This window comes from Achromobacter anxifer (assembly GCF_903652925.1).
GTDB lineage: Bacteria > Pseudomonadota > Gammaproteobacteria > Burkholderiales > Burkholderiaceae_B > Achromobacter > Achromobacter anxifer.
In genome coordinates this window covers 1-18,410 of sequence record NZ_CAHLAR010000022.1, presented here as the reverse complement: position 1 = coordinate 18,410, position 18,410 = coordinate 1, and the positions used below count along the sequence as shown (strand labels likewise).

The 18,410-nt window shown below is 68.2% G+C and carries 16 protein-coding genes; 10 read left to right on the top strand and 6 right to left on the bottom strand.

The features are described 5' to 3' along the window. Positions 1-363: 363 nt before the first annotated feature. Both HWY37_RS33855 and HWY37_RS33850 read right to left on the bottom strand, forming a co-directional pair. Entirely contained in the window at positions 364-1,887 is a 1,524-nt protein-coding gene (locus HWY37_RS33855) for a fumarate hydratase (RefSeq protein WP_013391620.1), read from the bottom strand. A 77-nt stretch (positions 1,888-1,964) separates the two neighbouring features. Next, positions 1,965-2,732 carry a crotonase/enoyl-CoA hydratase family protein gene (locus HWY37_RS33850; RefSeq protein WP_175210451.1) on the bottom strand — a complete coding sequence of 256 codons (768 nt, stop codon included), beginning with the start codon at positions 2,730-2,732 and terminating at the stop codon, positions 1,965-1,967. A 277-nt stretch (positions 2,733-3,009) separates the two neighbouring features. Between HWY37_RS33850 and glyQ the strand changes: the two genes are divergently transcribed. The 8 genes from glyQ to def are packed head-to-tail and all read left to right on the top strand — an operon-like array spanning position 3,010 to position 10,538. Next, on the top strand, positions 3,010-3,921 hold the full coding sequence (glyQ, locus tag HWY37_RS33845; protein WP_025136700.1) for a glycine--tRNA ligase subunit alpha: 912 nt from the start codon (positions 3,010-3,012) through the stop codon (positions 3,919-3,921). After that, positions 3,922-6,060 (top strand): glycine--tRNA ligase subunit beta, encoded by a 2,139-nt coding sequence (gene glyS, locus HWY37_RS33840; RefSeq protein WP_176090864.1) that lies wholly within the window; start codon positions 3,922-3,924, stop codon positions 6,058-6,060. Beyond that, positions 6,057-6,596, top strand: a complete 540-nt coding sequence (gmhB, locus tag HWY37_RS33835) for a D-glycero-beta-D-manno-heptose 1,7-bisphosphate 7-phosphatase (protein ID WP_175210449.1) — start codon at positions 6,057-6,059, stop codon at positions 6,594-6,596. The genes glyS and gmhB overlap by 4 nt, the downstream gene beginning before the upstream one ends. A gap of 4 nt (positions 6,597-6,600) precedes the next feature. Further along, complete coding sequence (locus tag HWY37_RS33830) at positions 6,601-7,329, top strand: lysophospholipid acyltransferase family protein (protein ID WP_175210448.1); 729 nt, start codon at positions 6,601-6,603, stop codon at positions 7,327-7,329. Beyond that, entirely contained in the window at positions 7,316-8,383 is a 1,068-nt protein-coding gene (locus tag HWY37_RS33825) for a M48 family metallopeptidase (RefSeq protein WP_176090863.1), read from the top strand. Before HWY37_RS33830 ends, HWY37_RS33825 begins: the two co-directional genes overlap by 14 nt. 20 nt (positions 8,384-8,403) lie before the next feature. Next, positions 8,404-9,546 (top strand): 2-aminoethylphosphonate--pyruvate transaminase, encoded by a 1,143-nt coding sequence (locus tag HWY37_RS33820; protein WP_176090862.1) that lies wholly within the window; start codon positions 8,404-8,406, stop codon positions 9,544-9,546. Between the two features lie 12 nt (positions 9,547-9,558). Further along, the gene (gloA, locus tag HWY37_RS33815) at positions 9,559-9,954 is read left to right on the top strand and encodes a lactoylglutathione lyase (protein ID WP_175211581.1); all 396 of its coding nucleotides are present in this window, start codon (positions 9,559-9,561) and stop codon (positions 9,952-9,954) included. Positions 9,955-10,004: 50 nt separating this feature from the next. Next, a complete protein-coding gene (gene def / locus HWY37_RS33810; protein ID WP_176090861.1) occupies positions 10,005-10,538 on the top strand; it encodes a peptide deformylase in 534 nt (177 codons plus the stop codon). Positions 10,539-10,604: 66 nt separating this feature from the next. Here def and HWY37_RS33805 read toward each other — a convergent pair whose 3' ends face one another. After that, positions 10,605-12,863, bottom strand: coding sequence for an acyl-CoA dehydrogenase (locus HWY37_RS33805; protein ID WP_175211585.1), 2,259 nt, complete (start codon positions 12,861-12,863; stop codon positions 10,605-10,607). A 173-nt stretch (positions 12,864-13,036) separates the two neighbouring features. Between HWY37_RS33805 and HWY37_RS33800 the strand changes: the two genes are divergently transcribed. Continuing rightward, a complete protein-coding gene (locus tag HWY37_RS33800) occupies positions 13,037-14,266 on the top strand; it encodes a nucleoside recognition domain-containing protein (RefSeq protein ID WP_176090860.1) in 1,230 nt (409 codons plus the stop codon). A gap of 55 nt (positions 14,267-14,321) precedes the next feature. On the opposite strand, the gene pyk is transcribed toward HWY37_RS33800, so the two are convergent. Then, complete coding sequence (gene pyk / locus HWY37_RS33795) at positions 14,322-15,764, bottom strand: pyruvate kinase (protein ID WP_175211589.1); 1,443 nt, start codon at positions 15,762-15,764, stop codon at positions 14,322-14,324. A 106-nt stretch (positions 15,765-15,870) separates the two neighbouring features. On the opposite strand from pyk, the gene HWY37_RS33790 reads away from it, so the two are divergent. Beyond that, a complete protein-coding gene (locus HWY37_RS33790) occupies positions 15,871-17,013 on the top strand; it encodes a glycerate kinase (RefSeq protein WP_175211591.1) in 1,143 nt (380 codons plus the stop codon). Positions 17,014-17,071: 58 nt separating this feature from the next. Here HWY37_RS33790 and rsmA read toward each other — a convergent pair whose 3' ends face one another. Together rsmA and HWY37_RS33780 are read right to left on the bottom strand one after the other, a co-directional pair. Beyond that, positions 17,072-17,863: a 16S rRNA (adenine(1518)-N(6)/adenine(1519)-N(6))-dimethyltransferase RsmA gene (gene rsmA / locus HWY37_RS33785; protein ID WP_176090859.1), complete on the bottom strand. Its 792-nt coding sequence runs from the start codon at positions 17,861-17,863 to the stop codon at positions 17,072-17,074. A gap of 18 nt (positions 17,864-17,881) precedes the next feature. Then, positions 17,882-18,410, bottom strand: a 529-nt coding sequence (locus HWY37_RS33780) for a peptidylprolyl isomerase (RefSeq protein ID WP_175211595.1), incomplete at its 5' end; no start/stop codon positions are given.

Sequence of the window (18,410 nt, the reverse complement as noted above, 5' to 3'; positions counted from 1 at the left end):
CCGGGCGGCCGATAATGACGGGCAAACCAAGACTCTCCCCCGACCACGGCTCCAGCAGCGCGACAGACCGAGACTCTCGTAGCTCGTCGGCGCGGGGGCCTGGGTGGCGAGCAACCTCGATGCGCCCGACGGAATCCGAAGGCAGCCGCCGCAGGCGGCAACGAGGATGAGGCAGGGGAAGTCCGGAGCGAAGGCTCCGGACCGCAATCGTGGGCGCTCGCCACCCAGGCCCCCGCGCCGACGGGCGGCCTACGAAACGACGACCTACGAAACAACCACCTACCCACAAAAAAAAACGGCCACCGTAAACCGGCAGCCGTCTTTCTCAAGGCCCATCAAACCAGGCCAAGCCAACCAACAGAATCAAGCCACAGCAACAGGAATCTTCCCGATCTTGGCCTGCCACTCCTTCGGCCCGGTCGTGTGAACCGAAGTGCCCTGAGCGTCAACCGCCACCGTCACCGGCATGTCCTTCACGTCGAACTCATAGATGGCTTCCATGCCCAGGTCCGCAAAACCCAGCACCTTGGCGCCACGGATAGCCTTGGACACCAGATAGGCAGCCCCACCCACGGCCATCAGATAAGCCGAGTTGTGCTTCTTGATCGACTCGATCGCCACCGGACCGCGCTCCGACTTGCCGATCATCGCGATCAGGCCCGTCTGCTCCAGCATCATGTCCGTGAACTTGTCCATGCGCGTAGCGGTAGTGGGACCCGCCGGGCCGACCACTTCGTCGCGCACCGGATCCACCGGCCCCACGTAATAGATCACCCGATTCTTGAAATCCACCGGCAGCGGCTCGCCCTTGGCCAGCATGTCCTGGATACGCTTGTGCGCCGCATCGCGGCCCGTCAGCATCTTGCCCGACAGCAACAAAGTCTGGCCCGGCTTCCAGCTGGCCACTTCTTCCTTGGTCAGCGTGTTCAGGTCCACCTGCTTGGACTTGTTGTAGTCCGGCGCCCAGTGCACTTCCGGCCACTCCGACAGCGACGGCGGATCCAGGCGCGCCGGGCCCGAGCCGTCCAGCTCGAAATGCGCGTGGCGCGTCGCCGCGCAGTTCGGGATCATCGCCACCGGCTTGGAGGCCGCATGCGTCGGGAACGTGCTGATCTTGACGTCCAGCACCGTCGTCAGGCCGCCCAGGCCCTGCGCGCCGATACCCAGCGCGTTGACCTTTTCGTACAGCTCGATGCGCAGCTCTTCCAGCTTGCTCTGCGGGCCACGGGCCAGCAGCTCGTACATGTCGATGTCTTCCATCAACGACTGTTTAGCCATCAGCATGGCCTTCTCGGCCGTGCCACCGACGCCGATGCCCAGCATGCCCGGCGGGCACCAGCCGGCGCCCATCGTCGGCACCGTCTTCAACACCCAGTCCACCAGCGAATCGCTGGGATTCAGCATCGCGAACTTCGACTTGTTTTCCGAACCGCCGCCCTTCGAAGCGACTTGCACGTCGACCTTGTCGCCCGGGACAAGCTCGACGTGCAGGATACAGGGCGTGTTGTCGCGCGTGTTCTTGCGCGCGAACAGCGGATCGTCCAGCACCGAGGCGCGCAGGGGATTGTCCGGGTTCAGGTAACCGCGGCGCACGCCTTCATCACAGAGTTCCTGCAGGGTGCGCTTGGTCTCGAAACGCACGCCCATGCCGACCTTCAGGAAGACGTTGACGATGCCGGTGTCCTGGCACAGCGGACGCTTGCCCTCGGCGCACATGCGCGAGTTGGTCAGGATCTGGGCCATCGCGTCGCGCGCGGCGGGGCTTTCCTCGCGCTCGTAGGCGCGGGCCAGGTGACGGATGTAGTCGACCGGGTGGTAGTAGCTGATGAACTGGATGCCATCGGCTATCGACTGGATGAAGTCTTCTTCTTTAATGATGACTGACATGGCGATATGCGGGTGTAGATGGGTAACGTGAAAGCGCGGCCGGCATGCCGGCCGCGCGCTGGTGCTTGAAGCTTATTTTATTTGCCTTGCCAGACCGGCTTGCGCTTCTCGGCGAAAGCGGTCGCGCCTTCCTTGGCGTCGGCGGACGAAAAGATGTGCGCGATCAGCGGGCGCTGCTGATCGAACATGCTGGCCTGGTCCCAGTCGCCCGACTGCGCCACGATGCTCTTGGCGGTCTGCACCGCCAGCGGGCCGTTCTCGACGATGGCGCGGGCCAGTTCCAGCGCGCCGGCCAGGGCGGCGCCCGGCTCGGTGATGCGGTTGACCAGCCCGAAGGAGTAAGCGCGCTCGGCGGCCAGCATTTCGCCGGTCAGGATCACTTCCATGGCGATGTGGTACGGCAGGCGGCGCGGCAGGCGCAGCATGCCGCCGGCGCCGGCCACCAGGCCTCGCTTGACTTCCGGCAGGCCGAACTTGGCGTTGCTGGCGGCCACGATCAGGTCGGAAGCCAGCGCCATTTCGCAGCCGCCGGCCAGGGCATAGCCCTCCACCGCCGCGATCAGCGGCTTCTTGGGCGGACGCTCGTTCAGGCCGGCGAAGCCGCGGCCTTCCACGTAGGGACGCTGCCCGGACTTGGCGAAGGCCTTCAGGTCCATGCCCGACGAGAACGTGCCGCCGCCGCCCGTCAGGATGCCGATGCGGATATCGTCGCGGCTGTCCAGCTGGTCCAGCGCCGCGGCCAGGGCCTGCGCGGTTTCCAGGTTGATGGCGTTCTTGGCCTCGGGACGGTTGATCGTGATGATCTGGATGCCGTCGGTGACTTCTACCTTGATCAGGTCTGACATGGGACTGCTCCTTCCGGGAATTCTCGGAATCGGGTTCCGGGTTTTATATAAGACTTGGTGCGCAACCTGGAATCATACGATCATTGGTTTCCAGGCGCAGGGCAGGCCCGGGACAGTGTCCGCCAGCGGCACGCCCGCCCCGGGGAGAACCGCCCGGCGGGGCCAGATGTAACCGTCCGCCGGCCCTCGGGAAGCCGGGCCGCCCCGGGCCAGTTAAAATGCCGGGTTTCCCACGCCCAGGGCAAGCCTTGCCCGGCGGCCGAATTCCAAGAATCCTATGCTCACCTTTCAGCAAATCATCCTTACGCTCCAGGAATACTGGGACAAGCAGGGTTGCGCCCTGCTGCAGCCCTACGACATGGAAGTCGGCGCCGGTACCTCGCATACCGCCACGTTCCTGCGCGCGATCGGCCCGGAACCCTGGCGCGCCGCCTATGTGCAGCCCTCGCGCCGCCCCAAGGACGGCCGCTACGGCGAAAACCCCAACCGCCTGCAGCACTATTACCAATACCAGGTGGTGCTGAAGCCCGCCCCCCCGGAAATCCTGGACCTGTACATCGGTTCGCTCAAGGCGCTGGGCATCGATCCCACCCAGCACGACATCCGCTTCGTCGAGGACGACTGGGAAAACCCCACGCTCGGCGCCTGGGGCCTGGGCTGGGAGGTCTGGCTGAACGGCATGGAAGTCACCCAGTTCACCTACTTCCAGCAAGTGGGCGGCCTGGACTGCACCCCGACCACCGGCGAAATCACCTACGGCCTGGAACGCCTGGCCATGTACCTGCAGGACGTGCAAAGCGTGTACGACCTGGTCTGGACCGAAGGCGCCAACGGCAACCGCGTGCTTTACCGCGACGTGTTCCACCAGAACGAGGTCGAGCAATCCACCTACAACTTCGAGCATTCGTCGGCCGAGATGCTGTTCTCGCACTTCAATGACTACGAAGCCGAGGCCAAGCGCCTGATGGACGTGCCGCTGGCGCTGCCCGCCTACGAGGCCGCGCTGAAGGCCGCGCACACGTTCAACATGCTGGACGCGCGCGGCGCGATCAGCGTCACCGAGCGCGCCGCCTACATCGGCCGCATCCGCAACCTGTCGCGCGCCGTCGCGCAGGCCTATTACGATTCCCGCGAACGACTGGGCTTTCCCATGCTGGGCCGCGACAAGGCCGCCGGGGAGGCAGCATAAATGACGACGAACATCCGCCCGCTGCTGGTCGAACTGCTGACCGAAGAACTTCCGCCCAAGGCCCTGCAGAAGCTGGGCCAGGCCTTTGCCGAAGGCGTGCACGCCACGCTGGAGCGCCACGGCCTGCTGGCCGCCGGCTGCGCCGCGACCGCGTATTCCACGCCGCGCCGCCTGGCCGTGCACCTGTCCGCCGTGCTGGCGCAGGCGCCCGACCAGCCCTACGCCGAAAAGCTGATGCCGGTGAAGATCGGCCTGACCGATGACGGCCAGGCCACGCCCGCGCTGCAGAAGAAGCTGGCCGCCAAGGGCCTGGAAAACATCGACCTGTCCACGCTGGAACGCGAATCCGACGGCAAGCAGGACTACCTGGTCGCGCGCGGCACCGCCCCCGGCGCCCAGCTGGCCGCCGGCCTGCAGGAAGGCATCGACGCCGCCATCAACGGCCTGCCCATTCCCAAGGTCATGCGCTACCAGCTGGCCGACGGCGTCACCACCGTCAAGTTCGTGCGCCCGGCGCACGGGCTGGTCGCGCTGTTCGGCGCAGACGTGGTGCCGGTGTCCGCGCTGGGCCTGGCCGCCGGCCGCGACACGCTGGGCCACCGCTTCATGAGCGCGGGCCCGGTGTCCTTCGCCGACGCCGACGCCTACGCCGCCACCCTGGCCGAAAAGGGCCGCGTGGTGGCCTCGTTCGAGGGCCGCCGCGACGAGATCCAGCGCCAGCTGCTGGACCATGCCGGGCGCCTCAACGCCACCCTGGGCGACGATCCCGAAGTGGCTGCGCTGCTGGACGAAGTCACCGCCCTGGTCGAACACCCCACCGTCTACGTGGGCCAGTTCGAAGAGCAGTTCCTGCAAGTGCCGCAGGAATGCCTGATCCTGACCATGCGGCTGAACCAGAAGTACTTCCCGCTGTTCGATCCGGCCACCGGCCGCCTGACGCACCGCTTCCTGATCGTCAGCAACATGCACACCGACAATCCGGTGAACATCGTCGAAGGGAATCAGCGCGTGGTGCGTCCGCGCCTGGCCGATGCGCAGTTCTTCTTCGAGACCGACCGCAAGGTCCCGCTGGCGGCCCGCGTCGAACAGCTGGGCAGCATCGTCTACCACAACAAGCTGGGCACCCAGCTGGAACGCGTGGAGCGCGTGCGCGCCATCGCCCGCGGCGTGGCCGAACAGCTGGGCGGCGACGTCTCCGCCGCCGACCGCGCGGCCATGCTGGCCAAGGCCGACCTGGGCTCCAACATGGTGGGCGAATTCCCTGAGCTGCAAGGCGTCATGGGCGCCTACTACGCGGCCGGCGACGGCGAGCCCGACAGCGTGGTGCAGGCCCTGCGCACCCAGTACCGCAACCGCTACGACGCGCCGGTCGCCGCCGACACGCTGACCGCCGCCACCCTGTTCATCGCCGAGCGCGTGGAAACCATGGTCGGCATCTGGGCCATCGGCCTGGCGCCCACCGGCGAACGCGATCCCTTCGGCCTGCGCCGCGCCGCGCTGGGCCTGATCAGCGCGTTCGAACAGCTGGCCGCGGGCGGCTGGCTCAAGATCAGCCAGGCCGGCCCCCTGTCCCTGGATGGCCTGCTGGAACTGGCCGCGGGCACCTTCCCCGCCGGCAAGATCCCGGCCGACACGCTGGCCGAGGTCCGCGCCTTCATCTATGAACGCTACCGCAACCAGCTGATCAACGACTTCGACCGCAACGCCATGGAAGCCGTGATCGCGCTGACGCCGCCGCTGCACCAGGTGGCCGAGCGCGTGCGCGCCGCCGCCGCCTTCGCGCAGTTGCCGGAAGCCGCCAGCCTGGCCGCCGCCAACAAGCGCATCGGCAACCTGCTCAAGAAGGCCGAAGGCGAGATCGGCGCCGTGAACGACGCGGCGCTGGTGGAACCGGCCGAAAAGGCCTTGGCCGCCGCCGTGTCCGCGCTGCGCCCGAAGGCCGAGGCGCAACTGGCCGCGGGCGACTTCGCCGGCAGCCTGAGCACCCTGGCCCAGGTGCGCGAACCCGTGGACGCCTTCTTTGCCGACGTCATGGTCATGGCCGAAGACCCGGCCGTGCGCGCCAACCGGCTGGCCCTGCTGGGCCAGTTGCACGGCCTGATGAACCAGGTCGCTGACATTTCCAGGCTGGCACAGTGAAACTCATCATCCTAGACCGCGACGGCGTCATCAACCAGGACAGCGACTCCTTCGTCAAGAATCCGGACGAATGGATCGCCCTGCCCGGCAGCCTGCAGGCCATCGCCCGGCTGACGCAGGCCGGCTGGAAAGTGGTGGTCGCAACCAACCAGTCAGGTTTGGCGCGCGGCCTGTTCGACATGGACACGCTGACCGCCATCCACGCCAAGATGCGGCGCGAGCTGGCCGCCGCGGGTGGCAGCATCGACGCCGTCTTCATGTGCCCGCATGGTCCGGACGACAACTGCACCTGCCGCAAGCCCAAGCCCGGCATGTTCGAGCAGATCGGCCACCGCTACGACGTCGACCTGGCCGGCGTGCCGGCGGTGGGCGATTCGCTGCGCGACCTGCAGGCTTCGTCCTCGGTCGGCTGCTCGCCCTGGCTGGTGCAGACCGGCAACGGCAAGAAGACCCTGGCCAAGGGCGGCCTGCCGGACAACACCCGCGTGTGCGACGACCTGTCGGCCGTGGTCGACGCCCTGCTGCAGGACAACTGATCCGATGGCCCGGCTACGTTCGCTGCTGTACTTCCTGTTCCTGGCCGTCACGGTCATCCCCTACGCGTTCGCCTGCGTCCTGTGGGCGCCGCTGCCGCTGCACTGGCGCTACAAGCTGACCGTGGGCTGGCCGCGCCTGGCCATCTGGGGCGCGCGCTTCTTCTGCGGCATCCGCTGGCAGGTCAAGGGCTGGGAAAATCTGCCCGACGGCCCCGCGGTGCTGCTGTCCAAGCACCAGTCCGCCTGGGAAACGCTGTTCTTCCCGGCCTACATGCCGCGCGAGGTCTGCTTCGTCTACAAGAAGGAACTGCACATGGTGCCGTTCTTCGGCTGGGGCCTGGCGCTGCTGCGCATGATCGCGATCGACCGCTCGAAAGGCCGCGACGCCTTCGAGCAGGTGGTCAAGCAAGGCCAGACCCGCCTGGACGAAGGCCGCTGGCCGCTGCTGTTCCCGGAAGGCACCCGCGTGCCGCCCGGCAAGGCCGGCCGCTTCAAGATGGGCGGCGCGCTGTTGGCATCGCGCACCGGCGCGGTCGTCATCCCGGTGGCGCACAACGCCGGCGAATGCTGGCGGCGCAACGCCTTCGTGAAATATCCGGGCCTGGTCACCGTGTCCATCGGACCCGCGATAGAATCCAAGGGACTCTCCCCCGACGAACTGAACCAGAAGGTTCAGGAATGGATCGAAGGGGAAATGCGGCGTCTCAATCCAGAAAGGTATGGCCAGCACTGATCAGCTCGAACTCCTGTTCGACGAACAGCAGCACGACGCGCCCCCGGGCGCGCCGCTGAGCGCCGCGTCCGAGCCGCAAGCTCAGCCCCGGACAACTCCGCCCCAGGCGGCCCAGCCCAGGGCGGGCGCCCCTGACGCGGCCCCACCCAAGCCGGCCGCGCCTAAGGCGGCCCCGCCCAAGCCGGCCGCGCCTAAGCCCCTCTTCCCCGATCTGCCTCCCGCCGCCGCCCCCGCGGGCGAGCCGCTGCTGACGCTGTCGCCCAACGCGGCGGCGCGCGTCCCCACGCCCTGCCCCGACCCGCTGCCGCCCGGCGCGCGTTGGCGCGAGGTGTCGACCGAGCAGCAGCCCATCGGCTTCGTGCTGCTGCGCTCGCGCCGCCGCAGCATCGGCTTCGTGATCACCGACGACGGCCTGCGCGTCACGGCGCCAAGCTGGGTCACACTGACCCAGGTCGACGACGCCGTGCGCGAGAAGGCGCGTTGGATCCTGGCCAAGCTGCGCGAATGGCACGCCCGCAAGCAGCAGCTGGCCATGTCGCACACGCGCTGGCAGGCCGGTGGCGAACTGCCTTACCTGGGCAAGCGCATCGTCATCGGCGTGGGCGGCGACAGCCGCCAGGCCAACTTGTCCGGCGACGCCGACGCTCCGCAGGACGGCGACACCCTGTGGCTGGCGCTGCCGTCCTCGGCGGACCAGGGCCGCATCCGCGACTCGGCCCAAGCCTGGCTGCAGCAGCGCGCCGGCGCCTGGTTCGGCGCGCGCCTGGCCCACTTCCTGCAAATCAGCGGGCTGAAGATCCAGCGCTGGCGCCTGTCGTCGGCCGCCACGCGCTGGGGCTCCTGCACCAGCGACGGCAACATCATGCTGAACTGGCGCCTGATCCATTTCGCGCCGGCCATCATCGACTACGTCATCGCGCATGAGCTTGCCCATTTGCGCGAAATGAACCACAGTCAGGACTTCTGGCGCGAAGTGGGGCAGATCCTGCCCGACTTCGAAGACGCCAAGAACATCCTGCGGCGTCACGACCCCGCTTCCTTGCCTCAATTCTGAGGCGTCTTGGAGACAAGAAAATGTTGCTGCTGATTCCGGGCCCGGTCACGACCGACGCGCGGGTGAAGGCCGCCATGGCGCAGGACTACGCGCCCTGGGACAACGATTTCCGCCAGACCTACCGGCAGGTCTGCGAAGGCGTGCTGCGCGCGGCGCAGGCATCCCCCGAGGAACATGCCGCCCTGGCGCTGCCGGGCTGCGGACACTTCGCGGTGGAAGCCGCGATCCGCAGCTTCATCCCCGCCGGCGGGCGCCTGCTGGCGCCGTCCACCGGCGCCTACGCCGCCCGCCTGCAGAAGCTGGCCGGCGAAGCCGGGCGGGTCGCCGTGCCGCTGCCCGTGGGGCCGACGGAACGGGTGGACCCGCAGGCCGTCGCCACGGCGCTGGAACAGGACCCCACGCTCACGCATCTGGCGCTGGTCTACAACGAGACCGGCAGCGGCATCTGCCACGACGTGCCCGAACTCGCGCGCATCGCGCACGCGCTGGGCCGCCGCGTCATCGTCGACGCCGTGTCCGCCTTCGGCGCGCTGCCGCTGGACCTGAGCGCCCTGCCCGCCGTGGAAGCGGTGGTGCTGACCGCCAACAAATGCCTGGAAGGCGCGCCCGGCGCGGCCTTCGTGGTGGCCCGGCGCGACAGCCTGGAAGCGGCGCGCGGCGTCGCCGGCAGCTGGTCGCTGGACCTGGCCGACATCTACCAGCAAAGCCTGCAGCCCAACGCCGGCCCGCGCTTCACGCCGCCCGCGCCCACGCTGGCCGCGCTGGCCGTGGCGCTGGAACTGCACCGCCAGGAAGGCCGCGAGGCCCGCCTGGCGCGCTACACGGCGAACATGCGCACGCTTTATGATGGCGTCAGGGAGCTGGGCCTCACGCCCTGCCTGCCGCCCGCGCTGCAAGGCCCCATCGTCGTCAACGTCCAGGCTCCGGACGCGCCGACCTGGAACCTGCAGCTGTTCGTGGACGCCCTCAAGCGCCGCGGCTACGTGCTCAGCAACTTCTACAACACCGAACAACCTTCGTTCCGGGTCGGCTGCATCGGCGCCTTCGGGCCAGACCAGATGCGGCAGGCAGTCGACGCCATGGGCGGCGCGCTGCGCGACATCGGCATCACCCGGGAAGCCGCCGGCAACGGCGGGTTCTTCCCGCTTCCCCTCACCGCTTAAGGAAACCATCCCATGCGTATGCTCCACACCATGCTGCGAGTCGGCAACCTAGACAAGTCCATCGACTTCTACACCAACGTGCTCGGCATGCGCGTCCTGCGCCGCAACGACTATCCCGACGGCAAGTTCACGCTGGCCTTCGTCGGCTACCAGGACGAATCCGAAGGCGCCGTCATCGAACTGACCCACAACTGGGACACGGACAAGTACGACCTGGGCACCGGCTACGGCCACATCGCCCTGGAAGTGGACGACGCCTACGACGCCTGTGCCAAGGTCAAGGAAAAGGGCGGCAAGGTCACGCGCGAGGCCGGCCCGATGAAGCACGGCAAGACGGTCATCGCCTTTGTCGAGGACCCGGACGGCTACAAGATCGAATTCATCCAGAAGAAGGGCCGCCAGGACTGAGTCCAGGCCGCCCGGAACCTCGCGCGGCCACAGGCAGGAAGACACATCCCATGATCCACACCATCCTGAAAATGGGCGATCCCCGGCTGCTGCGCGTGGCGGCGCCCGTGGAACGCTACGACACGCCCGAGCTGCACGCGCTGATCGACGACATGTTCGAGACCATGGCCGCCGCGCAAGGGGTCGGCCTGGCCGCGCCGCAGATCGGCGTGGATCTGCAGCTGGTGATCTTCGGCTTCGACCGCAACGAGCGCTATCCCGACGCGCCGGCCGTGCCGCAAACCATCCTGTGCAATCCCGTCATCACGCCGCTGTCGGACGAGATGGAAGACGGCTGGGAAGGCTGCCTGTCGGTGCCAGGCCTGCGCGGCGTAGTGCCGCGCTACCGCCGCATCCGCTATAGCGGGCGCGACCCCTACGGCCAGCTCATCCAGCGCGAGGCCGAGGGTTTCCACGCCCGCGTGGTGCAGCACGAGTGCGACCACCTGATCGGCCGCCTCTATCCGTCGCGCATCCAGGACTTCACCAAGTTCGGCTACACGGAAATCCTGTTTCCGGGCATGGACCCGAACCAGGACGACTGAAGCCCCCTCGGTCCCGTTTCCAGGGACCTGCCGCGGCCCTGGGCGGCCGCGGAATCCCGTGCGTCCCTAGACCGCTCCTCCGGCATCCGCCGCGCCCGCCTTCGCGGCCTGCGGCGACAATTCCTCCGGCGCGAAATCGTCCACCTGCAACACCCTCGACACCAGGGCCTCGGCCTCTTCCAGTTGCGCCGCCTGGGCGTCGGTGATGGCGCCGCGCTGATGGGCCTCGCGCCAATCGCGCACGCCCGACTGGCGCAGGCGGTCTCGTAGCGGCTGCACGGCGTCCGCGAGCGTGAAGGCGCGGGTCAGGAGACTCACCGGGTCGTCGCCGGCGGCGCCGGCCTCGCGGTGCAGGTCGGCGGCCAGCCGGATGTGCGTGGGCGTGGGCTTGAGTAGCAGCTCCGCGCATTCCCGCGTCAGCGTGTCGTTCGGCCCCTTGGCCAGGCGCAGCGGCAGGATGGCCGCGCGCAGCCCCCAGGACAATACGCGGCCCGGCAGGTTGCGCAGCACCTGGTCCATGCTTTTCTCGATGCTGGCATAGCCCTGCTCCATGCACCAATGCACCAGCGGCAGGTCGTCGTGCTTGCGGCCCTCGTCCTCCCAGCGCTTGAGCACGGCCGACAGCAGATAGAGCTCGGACAGGACGTCTCCCAGCCGCGCGGAAATCATCTCGCGGCGCTTCAGGCCGCCGCCCAGCTGCGCCAGCGTGGCGTCGGCCAGCAGCGCGAATCCCGACGCGTAGCGGCCCAGCCGCCGGTAGTGTCCGGCCACGGGGCCGGACCCGGGCGCGGGCGCCAGCGCGCCGCCCGTCCAGGCGCGGCCGGTGGCGCGCAGCGCATTGATCCCCGTGTGGCGCAGATGGCGCCAGAACACGTCGTGGAAGACTTCCATGCCGCGGTCTTCGTCGGGATTGCCCAGCGCCAGGATTTCCGGCATCAGGTAGGGATGGGCGCGGATCGCGCCCTGCCCGAAGATGATCAGGTTGCGCGTCAGGATGTTGGCGCCCTCGACCGTGATGGCGATGGGCACGGCGCGGTACAGCGCGCCCAGGTAGTTGCTGGGGCCGTCGATGACGGCGCGACCCGCATGGATGTCCATCGCGTCGTTGACCGAGCCGCGCATGCGCTCGGTGGCGTGGTACTTCATGATGCCCGAGACCACGGCCGGCTTGACGCCCTGGTTCAGCGCGGCGCAGGTCAGGCGCCTGGCCGCCTCGACCAGATAGGCATTGCCCGCCAGTCGCGCCAGTCCTTCCTGCACGCCTTCGAACTTGCCGACGGGGATGCCGAATTGTTCGCGCACGCGCGCGTACATGCCCGTGGTGTGCGCGCACATCGCGGCGGCGGCGGCCGACAGCGAAGGCAGGGAAATGCCCCGCCCCGCCGCCAGCGCGCTCATCAGCATCTGCCAGCCATGGCCGGCGCGTTCGGCGCCGCCGATCAGCGCGTCCAGCGGCACGAACACGTCGCGCCCGCGGTTCGGGCCGTTCTGGAACACCTGCATGGCGGGCAGATGGCGGCGCCCGATCTCCACGCCGGGCGCTTCGGTGGGCACCAGCGCAACCGAAATGCCGATGTCCTTGGGGCCGCCCAGGATGCCGTCGGGGTCCGACAGTTTGAAGGCCAGGCCCAGCACCGTCGCCACCGGCCCCAGCGTGATGTAGCGCTTGTGCCAGTTGAGACGGATGCCTATCAGTTCGCGGCCGTCCACCACCTGCCTGCAAACCACGCCCGTATCCACCATGGACGCGGCGTCGGATCCGGCCTCGGGACTCGTCAGGCCGAAGCACGGCACCTCGCGGCCGTCCGCCAGCCGCGGCAGCCAGTAGTCGCGCTGTGCCGGCGTGCCGAACTGCATCAGCAGTTCGCCGGGCCCCAGCGAGTTCGGCACCATCACGGTGACGCCGGCGGTAATCGAATAGGCCGAGATGCGGCGCACCACTTCGGAATGCGCGTAGGGAGAAAAGCCCAGGCCGCCGTAGCGCCGGGGAATGATCATGCCGAAGAAGCGTTCGGCCTTCAGGAAGGCCCAGACTTCCGGCGGCAGGTCGCGCCGGTTCCAGGTGATGTCCCATTCGTCCAGCATGGCGCAGAGCCGCGCCAGCGGACCGTCGATGAAGCGCTGCTCTTCGGCGGTGAGCGTGGCGGGCGGCACGTCCAGCAGCTTGCGCCAATTGGGATTGCCGGTGAACAGGTCCGCGTCCCACCAGGTGTCTCCGGCCTCGATGGCTTCGCGCTCCGTCGCCGACATGGCGGGCAAGGCGTTGCGCGCCCAGCGGTAAGCGGGTTCCGAGATGCGGCGGCGGCGCCAGGCATTGAAGTCCATGAGTGTTCCTCACTGTTATGGCCGATGGACCTGCGGACACCAGCAGACCCCGGGGCGTATCAGGTCAAAGTACCAGAATTGGCGCCCCCGGGCCAAGCTGCGGCCTGCCGACTCTGCGACAATGGGCGTCGGCGCAAAGGCGCGCGAACAATCGCTATCCGGGCAGTTTCCGCATGCTGAACAAACTCTGGCTGGGCTTTTTCCTTACCGCGGCAGCCGCCGCGCTGTACCGGTGGCTGTTCATCGGAGACCCCGAAGTCTTCCGCCTGATGGTGGCCAGCCTGTTCGACATGGCCCGCGTGTCGGTGGAAGTGATGGTGCTGCTGTTCGGCACGCTAACGCTGTGGCTGGGCTTTCTGCGCATCGCCGAAGGCGCGGGCCTGGTGGAAAAGCTGGCGCGCGTGCTGGGCCCGCTGTTCGCGCGCCTGATGCCCGAAGTGCCGCGCAACCATCCGGCCATCGGCCTGATCACGCTGAACTTCGCCGCCAACGGCCTGGGGTTGGACAACGCGGCCACGCCCATCGGGCTGCGCGCCATGCGCGAACTGCAATCGCTGAACCCCACGCCGGAAACCGCCAGCAACGCACAGATCCTGTTCCTGGTGCTGAACGCCTCGTCGCTGACGCTGCTGCCGGTCACCCTGTTCATGTTCCGCGCGCAGCAGGGCGCGGCGGATCCGACGCTGGTGTTCCTGCCCATCCTGCTGGCCACCAGCGCCTCGACCCTGGCGGGCTTCCTGGCCGTGGCGGCCTGCCAGCGTCTGCGCCTGATCGATCCCGTGGTCATGCTGTGGCTGGGCGGCGCCGCGCTGCTGATGGGCGGATTCATGGCGCTGCTGGCCAGCATGTCGGCCGCCGCCATCGCCTCGCTGTCCTCGCTGCTGGGCAACCTGACCCTGTTCGGCATCCTGCTGGCCTTCCTGATCGCGGGCGCCTGGAAGAAGGTGCCGGTCTACGAGGCCTTCATCGAAGGCGCCAAGGAAGGCTTCGACATCGCCAAGAGCCTGCTGCCCTACCTGGTCGCGATGCTGTGCGCGGTGGGCGTGCTGCGCGCATCGGGCGCGCTGGATTTCCTGCTCGACGGCATCCGCTGGCTGGCCGTGCAGGCGGGCTGGGACACGCGCTTCGTGGACGCCCTGCCCACCGCCCTGGTCAAGCCCTTCTCGGGCAGCGCGGCGCGCGCCATGATGCTGGAAACCATGACGCATTTCGGCGTGGACAGTTTCCCCGCGCTGCTGGCGGCGGTGGTGCAAGGCAGCACCGAGACCACCTTCTACGTGCTGGCGGTGTACTTCGGATCGGTAGGTATTCTGCGGGCGCGTCACGCGGTGGGCTGCGCCCTGATCGCCGACCTGGCCGGCGTGCTGGCCGCGATCGGCGTGTGCTACTGGTTCTTCGGCTGAACCGGGCCGGGCGGCAGGGAGCGCCAGCCTGGCGCGGCGCCCCCGCCCCGCCGCATCAATCCACCAGCAGGATCTTCATGCCGTTGGTGCCGCCGCTGTCGCGGTAGAAGTCGCCCTTGGTCAGGATCACCCAATCGCCGGTCTGCACCAGGTTGCGCTTGCGCAATTCGTCGATGGCGGCGTTGCTGAGGTCGGCCGGTTCATATTCCGACGGCGCGAACGGAATGGTGTAGACGCCACGGAACATGGCCACGCGGTTCTGCGTGGCGCTGTGCGGGCTGTAGCAGTAGATCGGCACGCCCGAGCGGATGCGCGACATGATCAGCGGCGTGTGGCCGCTTTCCGTCAGCGAGATGATGGCCTTCACGCCCGGGAAGTGGTTGGCCGCGTACATGGCGGCCAGCGCGATGGTCTCATCGCAGCGTGTGAAGGTCTCGCCCAGGCGGTGATGCGACTTGGTCGAGGTGGGGTGCTTTTCCGCGCCCAGGCAGACGCGGGCCATGGCCTGCACCGTTTCCACCGGATACTGGCCCGAGGCGCTTTCGGCGGACAGCATGACGGCGTCGGTGTAGTCCAGCACCGCGTTGGCCACGTCCGACACTTCGGCGCGCGTGGGCATGGGGCTGGAGATCATCGACTCCATCATCTGCGTGGCGGTGATGACGACCTTGTTCAAGGTGCGCGCGTGCTGGATGATGCGCTTCTGGATGCCCACCAGCTCGGCGTCGCCCACTTCCACGCCCAGGTCGCCGCGCGCCACCATCACGCCGTCGCTGGCGCGGATCAGCGAGTCCAGTGCCTCGTCGTCGGCCACCGCTTCGGCCCGCTCGATCTTGGCGATGATCCAGGCCTGGCTGCCGGCGGCCGTCAGCAGCGTACGCGCCTCGTCGATGTCGCTGCCATAGCGCGGGAACGACACCGCCACATATTCCAGGTTCATTTCCGCGGCGAGCTTGATGTCGACGCGATCCTTGTCGGTGAGGCTGGGCGCGGACAAGCCGCCGCCGCGGCGGTTGATGCCCTTGTTGTTCGACAGCGGGCCGCCCACGGTTACGGTGGTGTGGACCTCGTCGCCTTCGACGCTGTCCACCACCAGCACCACGCGGCCGTCGTCCAGCAGCAGCTCATCGCCGACGCGGCAATCCTGCACCAGCTCGGGATAATCGATGCCGACGATGCTGGCCGTGCCCTCTTCCTTGGGATGCACGCGCGACAGCGTGAAGGGCTGTCCGATCTGCAGCTGGACCAGCTTGTCCTTGAAGCGCGCGATGCGGATCTTGGGGCCTTGCAGATCGCCCATGATGGCGACGAAGCGGCCCTGCTTGGCGGCGATCTCGCGCACCATGCGGGCGCGCTCGCGGTGGTCGTCCGCGCTGCCGTGCGAGAAGTTCAGGCGGGCCACGTCCAGGCCCGCGCGGATCAGCGCTTCAATGCGTTCGGGCGTCGAAGTCGAGGGTCCCAGGGTGGCGACAATTTTGGTGCGGCGCAATACGGGCATGACGATCCACTCTCGCTAAAACAACAAAAACGCTATGGTACGCCGGCCGCGCGCGCGCAGGTATCATGGGCATCACCTCAACCGCAAAACCTATCCAGCCGAACCCGTGAAAATCGTCATCGCCCCCGACTCTTTCAAAGAAAGCGTGTCCGCGCCCGATGCGGCGGCAGCCATTGCGCGCGGCGTGAAGGCCGCCGTTCCCGGCGCCCACACGGTGTGCATTCCGATGGCCGATGGCGGCGAAGGCACGGTCGAGGCCGTGCTCGCCGCGACCGGCGGCAAGGAACGGCAGCTGACGGTGAACGACGCGCTGGGCTACAAGGTCGACGCCGTGTGGGGCCTGCTGGAAGACGGCACCGCGGTGATCGAAATGGCTGCGGCGGCGGGACTGGAACTCATCGCCCCTTCGAAGCGCGATCCGATGCGCGCCAGCAGCCACGGCGTGGGCGAACTGATGCTGGCCGCGCTGAACGCGGGCGCCAAGCGCATCATCCTGGGACTGGGCGGCTCGGCCACCAACGACGCAGGCGCCGGCATGCTGACGGCCCTGGGCGTGCGCCTGCTGGATGCCAGCGGCCAGAGCCTGCCGCCTGGAGGCGGCGCGCTGGGCAAGCTGGCCAGCATTGACACCCGCGGCCTGGATCCGCGCCTGGCGGACATCCGCATCGACATCGCTTCGGATGTGGACAATCCGCTGTGCGGCCCGCAAGGCGCCTCGCACGTGTTCGGCCCGCAAAAGGGCGCCACGCCGGAACAGGTGCTGGCCCTGGACCAGATGCTGACGAACTTCGCCGACGTGTGCGCGAAGCATCTGGGCGCCGACCACCGCGACCAGCCCGGCGCCGGCGCGGCGGGCGGCCTGGGCTTCGCCGCCAAGGCCTTCCTCAACGCCCAATTCCGGCCTGGCGTGGAGATCGTGGCGGAACTGGGCGGCCTGGCCCAGGCGGTCGAAGGCGCGACCCTGGTGTTCACCGGCGAAGGCCGCATGGACGCGCAAACCCTGCGCGGCAAGACCCCGGCCGGCGTGGCCAGGATCGCGCAGCGCGCGGGCGTGCCCGTGGTGGCGCTGGCCGGATCGCTGGGCGAAGGCTACGAAGCGCTGCACGCCTGCGGCATCAGCGCCGCATTCAGCCTGGCGCCCGGCCCCATCACGCTGCAGCAGGCGCTCACCGATGCCGAAAAACTGCTGGCCGACCGCGCGCGCGACGTCATGCAGCTATGGATGGCCGCGCAAAAGCGCATGCTGTAAACCTGAACCCCAATGAAAAAGCCCGCTGACGCGGGCTTTTTTTGCGGGATGCGGCGCTTCAATCAGCCGACAACACGCCCGCCGCCACCAGCGCATCCGCCAGGCGGATGTACCGGTCCACCGAGATATCCTCGGCGCGCGCCGTGGGCGCGATGTCCAGCGCTTCCCAGGGCACCTGCGCGGCCCAGTCGGCCAGCACCCGGCGCAGCATCTTGCGGCGCTGTGAAAACGCGCGCGCCACGACGGTCTCGAAGGCCCGCCCGCTGACCGGACGCAGGCGGTCCGCCGGCAGGGGCACCATGCGCACGATGGCCGACACCACCTTCGGCGGCGGGTCGAAAGCTTCCGGCGGCACGTCGAACAGCTTGTGCATGCGGTAGCGCGATTGCAGCATCACGGACAGGCGGCTGAAGTCGCCGGAGCCCGGCTGCGCGACCATGCGATCGATCACTTCCCGCTGCAGCATGAAATGCTGGTCGCGGACGTGGTCCGCCCAGGTCATCAGGTGGAACAGCAGCGGGCTGGAGATGTTGTAGGGCAGATTGCCCACCACGCGCAGCCCGCCGCCGAACTGCGAAAAATCCACCGTCAAGGCATCCGCCTCGACCACGGTCAGACGGGTGGCGTCGAACTGCTTGCGCAGGCGCGCCGCCAAGTCGCGGTCGATCTCGACCGCAGTCAGGTGATCCAGGCGCTCCAGCAGCGGCCGGGTCAGCGCGGACAAGCCCGGACCGATCTCGACCACGACATCGTCGCGGGCGGGCGCTACCGCCCGGACGATGGATTCGACCACGCTCTCGTCGGTCAGGAAGTTCTGGCCAAAGCGTTTGCGCGCCTGGTGCTGAGACATGTAAAGCCTGTAATGCGTTTAACGGTTGTTCTGCTGAATCTTCTGCTGCTTTTCCAGGCGATTGTCGATGTACGCCTGGGCGCGCAGCTGCTCCAGCCAATCCTCGAAAGCCGGCTGGGCGCGGCGTTCGAACAGGATCTGGCGGGCCTTCATGCGGGCCAGATCGTCCGTGGCGTCGTGCTGGCGGCGCTCTTCCACTTCGATCAGGTGCCAGCCGAAAGGCGACTGGATCGGCGGGCTGATTTCGCCCGGCTTCAAGGCATTCATGGCGGCCTCGAACGGCGGCACGGTTTCACCCGGGTTCAGCCAGCCCAGTTCGCCGCCCTGCGGCGCCGTCGCGTCCTGCGAATACTGACGCGCCATGTCCTCGAATTTGGCGCCGCCGCTCAACAGGCGCTGGCGCACCTGTTCCAGGCGCTGGCGAGCCTGCTCGTCGCTCATGACGGTGGAGGTCTTGATCAGGATGTGACGGGCGCGGGTCTGCATAACCTCGACCGGACCCTGGTGCGATTGCGCGGGCGCGGCGGCTGCGGGCTGCGGCGCCTGG

Excerpts from the sequence above, each read along its gene's own strand:
- HWY37_RS33820 (WP_176090862.1), top strand. The coding sequence starts at position 8,404 with ATGTTGCTGCTGATTCCGGGCCCGGTCACGACCGACGCGCGGGTGAAG.
- gloA (WP_175211581.1), top strand. The coding sequence starts at position 9,559 with ATGCGTATGCTCCACACCATGCTGCGAGTCGGCAACCTAGACAAGTCC.
- glyQ (WP_025136700.1), top strand. The coding sequence starts at position 3,010 with ATGCTCACCTTTCAGCAAATCATCCTTACGCTCCAGGAATACTGGGAC.
- HWY37_RS33830 (WP_175210448.1), top strand. The coding sequence starts at position 6,601 with ATGGCCCGGCTACGTTCGCTGCTGTACTTCCTGTTCCTGGCCGTCACG.
- HWY37_RS33850 (WP_175210451.1), bottom strand. The coding sequence starts at position 2,732 with ATGTCAGACCTGATCAAGGTAGAAGTCACCGACGGCATCCAGATCATC.
- HWY37_RS33800 (WP_176090860.1), top strand. The coding sequence starts at position 13,037 with ATGCTGAACAAACTCTGGCTGGGCTTTTTCCTTACCGCGGCAGCCGCC.
- def (WP_176090861.1), top strand. The coding sequence starts at position 10,005 with ATGATCCACACCATCCTGAAAATGGGCGATCCCCGGCTGCTGCGCGTG.
- HWY37_RS33805 (WP_175211585.1), bottom strand. The coding sequence starts at position 12,863 with ATGGACTTCAATGCCTGGCGCCGCCGCCGCATCTCGGAACCCGCTTAC.
- rsmA (WP_176090859.1), bottom strand. The coding sequence starts at position 17,863 with ATGTCTCAGCACCAGGCGCGCAAACGCTTTGGCCAGAACTTCCTGACC.
- pyk (WP_175211589.1), bottom strand. The coding sequence starts at position 15,764 with ATGCCCGTATTGCGCCGCACCAAAATTGTCGCCACCCTGGGACCCTCG.
- HWY37_RS33825 (WP_176090863.1), top strand. The coding sequence starts at position 7,316 with ATGGCCAGCACTGATCAGCTCGAACTCCTGTTCGACGAACAGCAGCAC.
- HWY37_RS33855 (WP_013391620.1), bottom strand. The coding sequence starts at position 1,887 with ATGTCAGTCATCATTAAAGAAGAAGACTTCATCCAGTCGATAGCCGAT.
- glyS (WP_176090864.1), top strand. The coding sequence starts at position 3,922 with ATGACGACGAACATCCGCCCGCTGCTGGTCGAACTGCTGACCGAAGAA.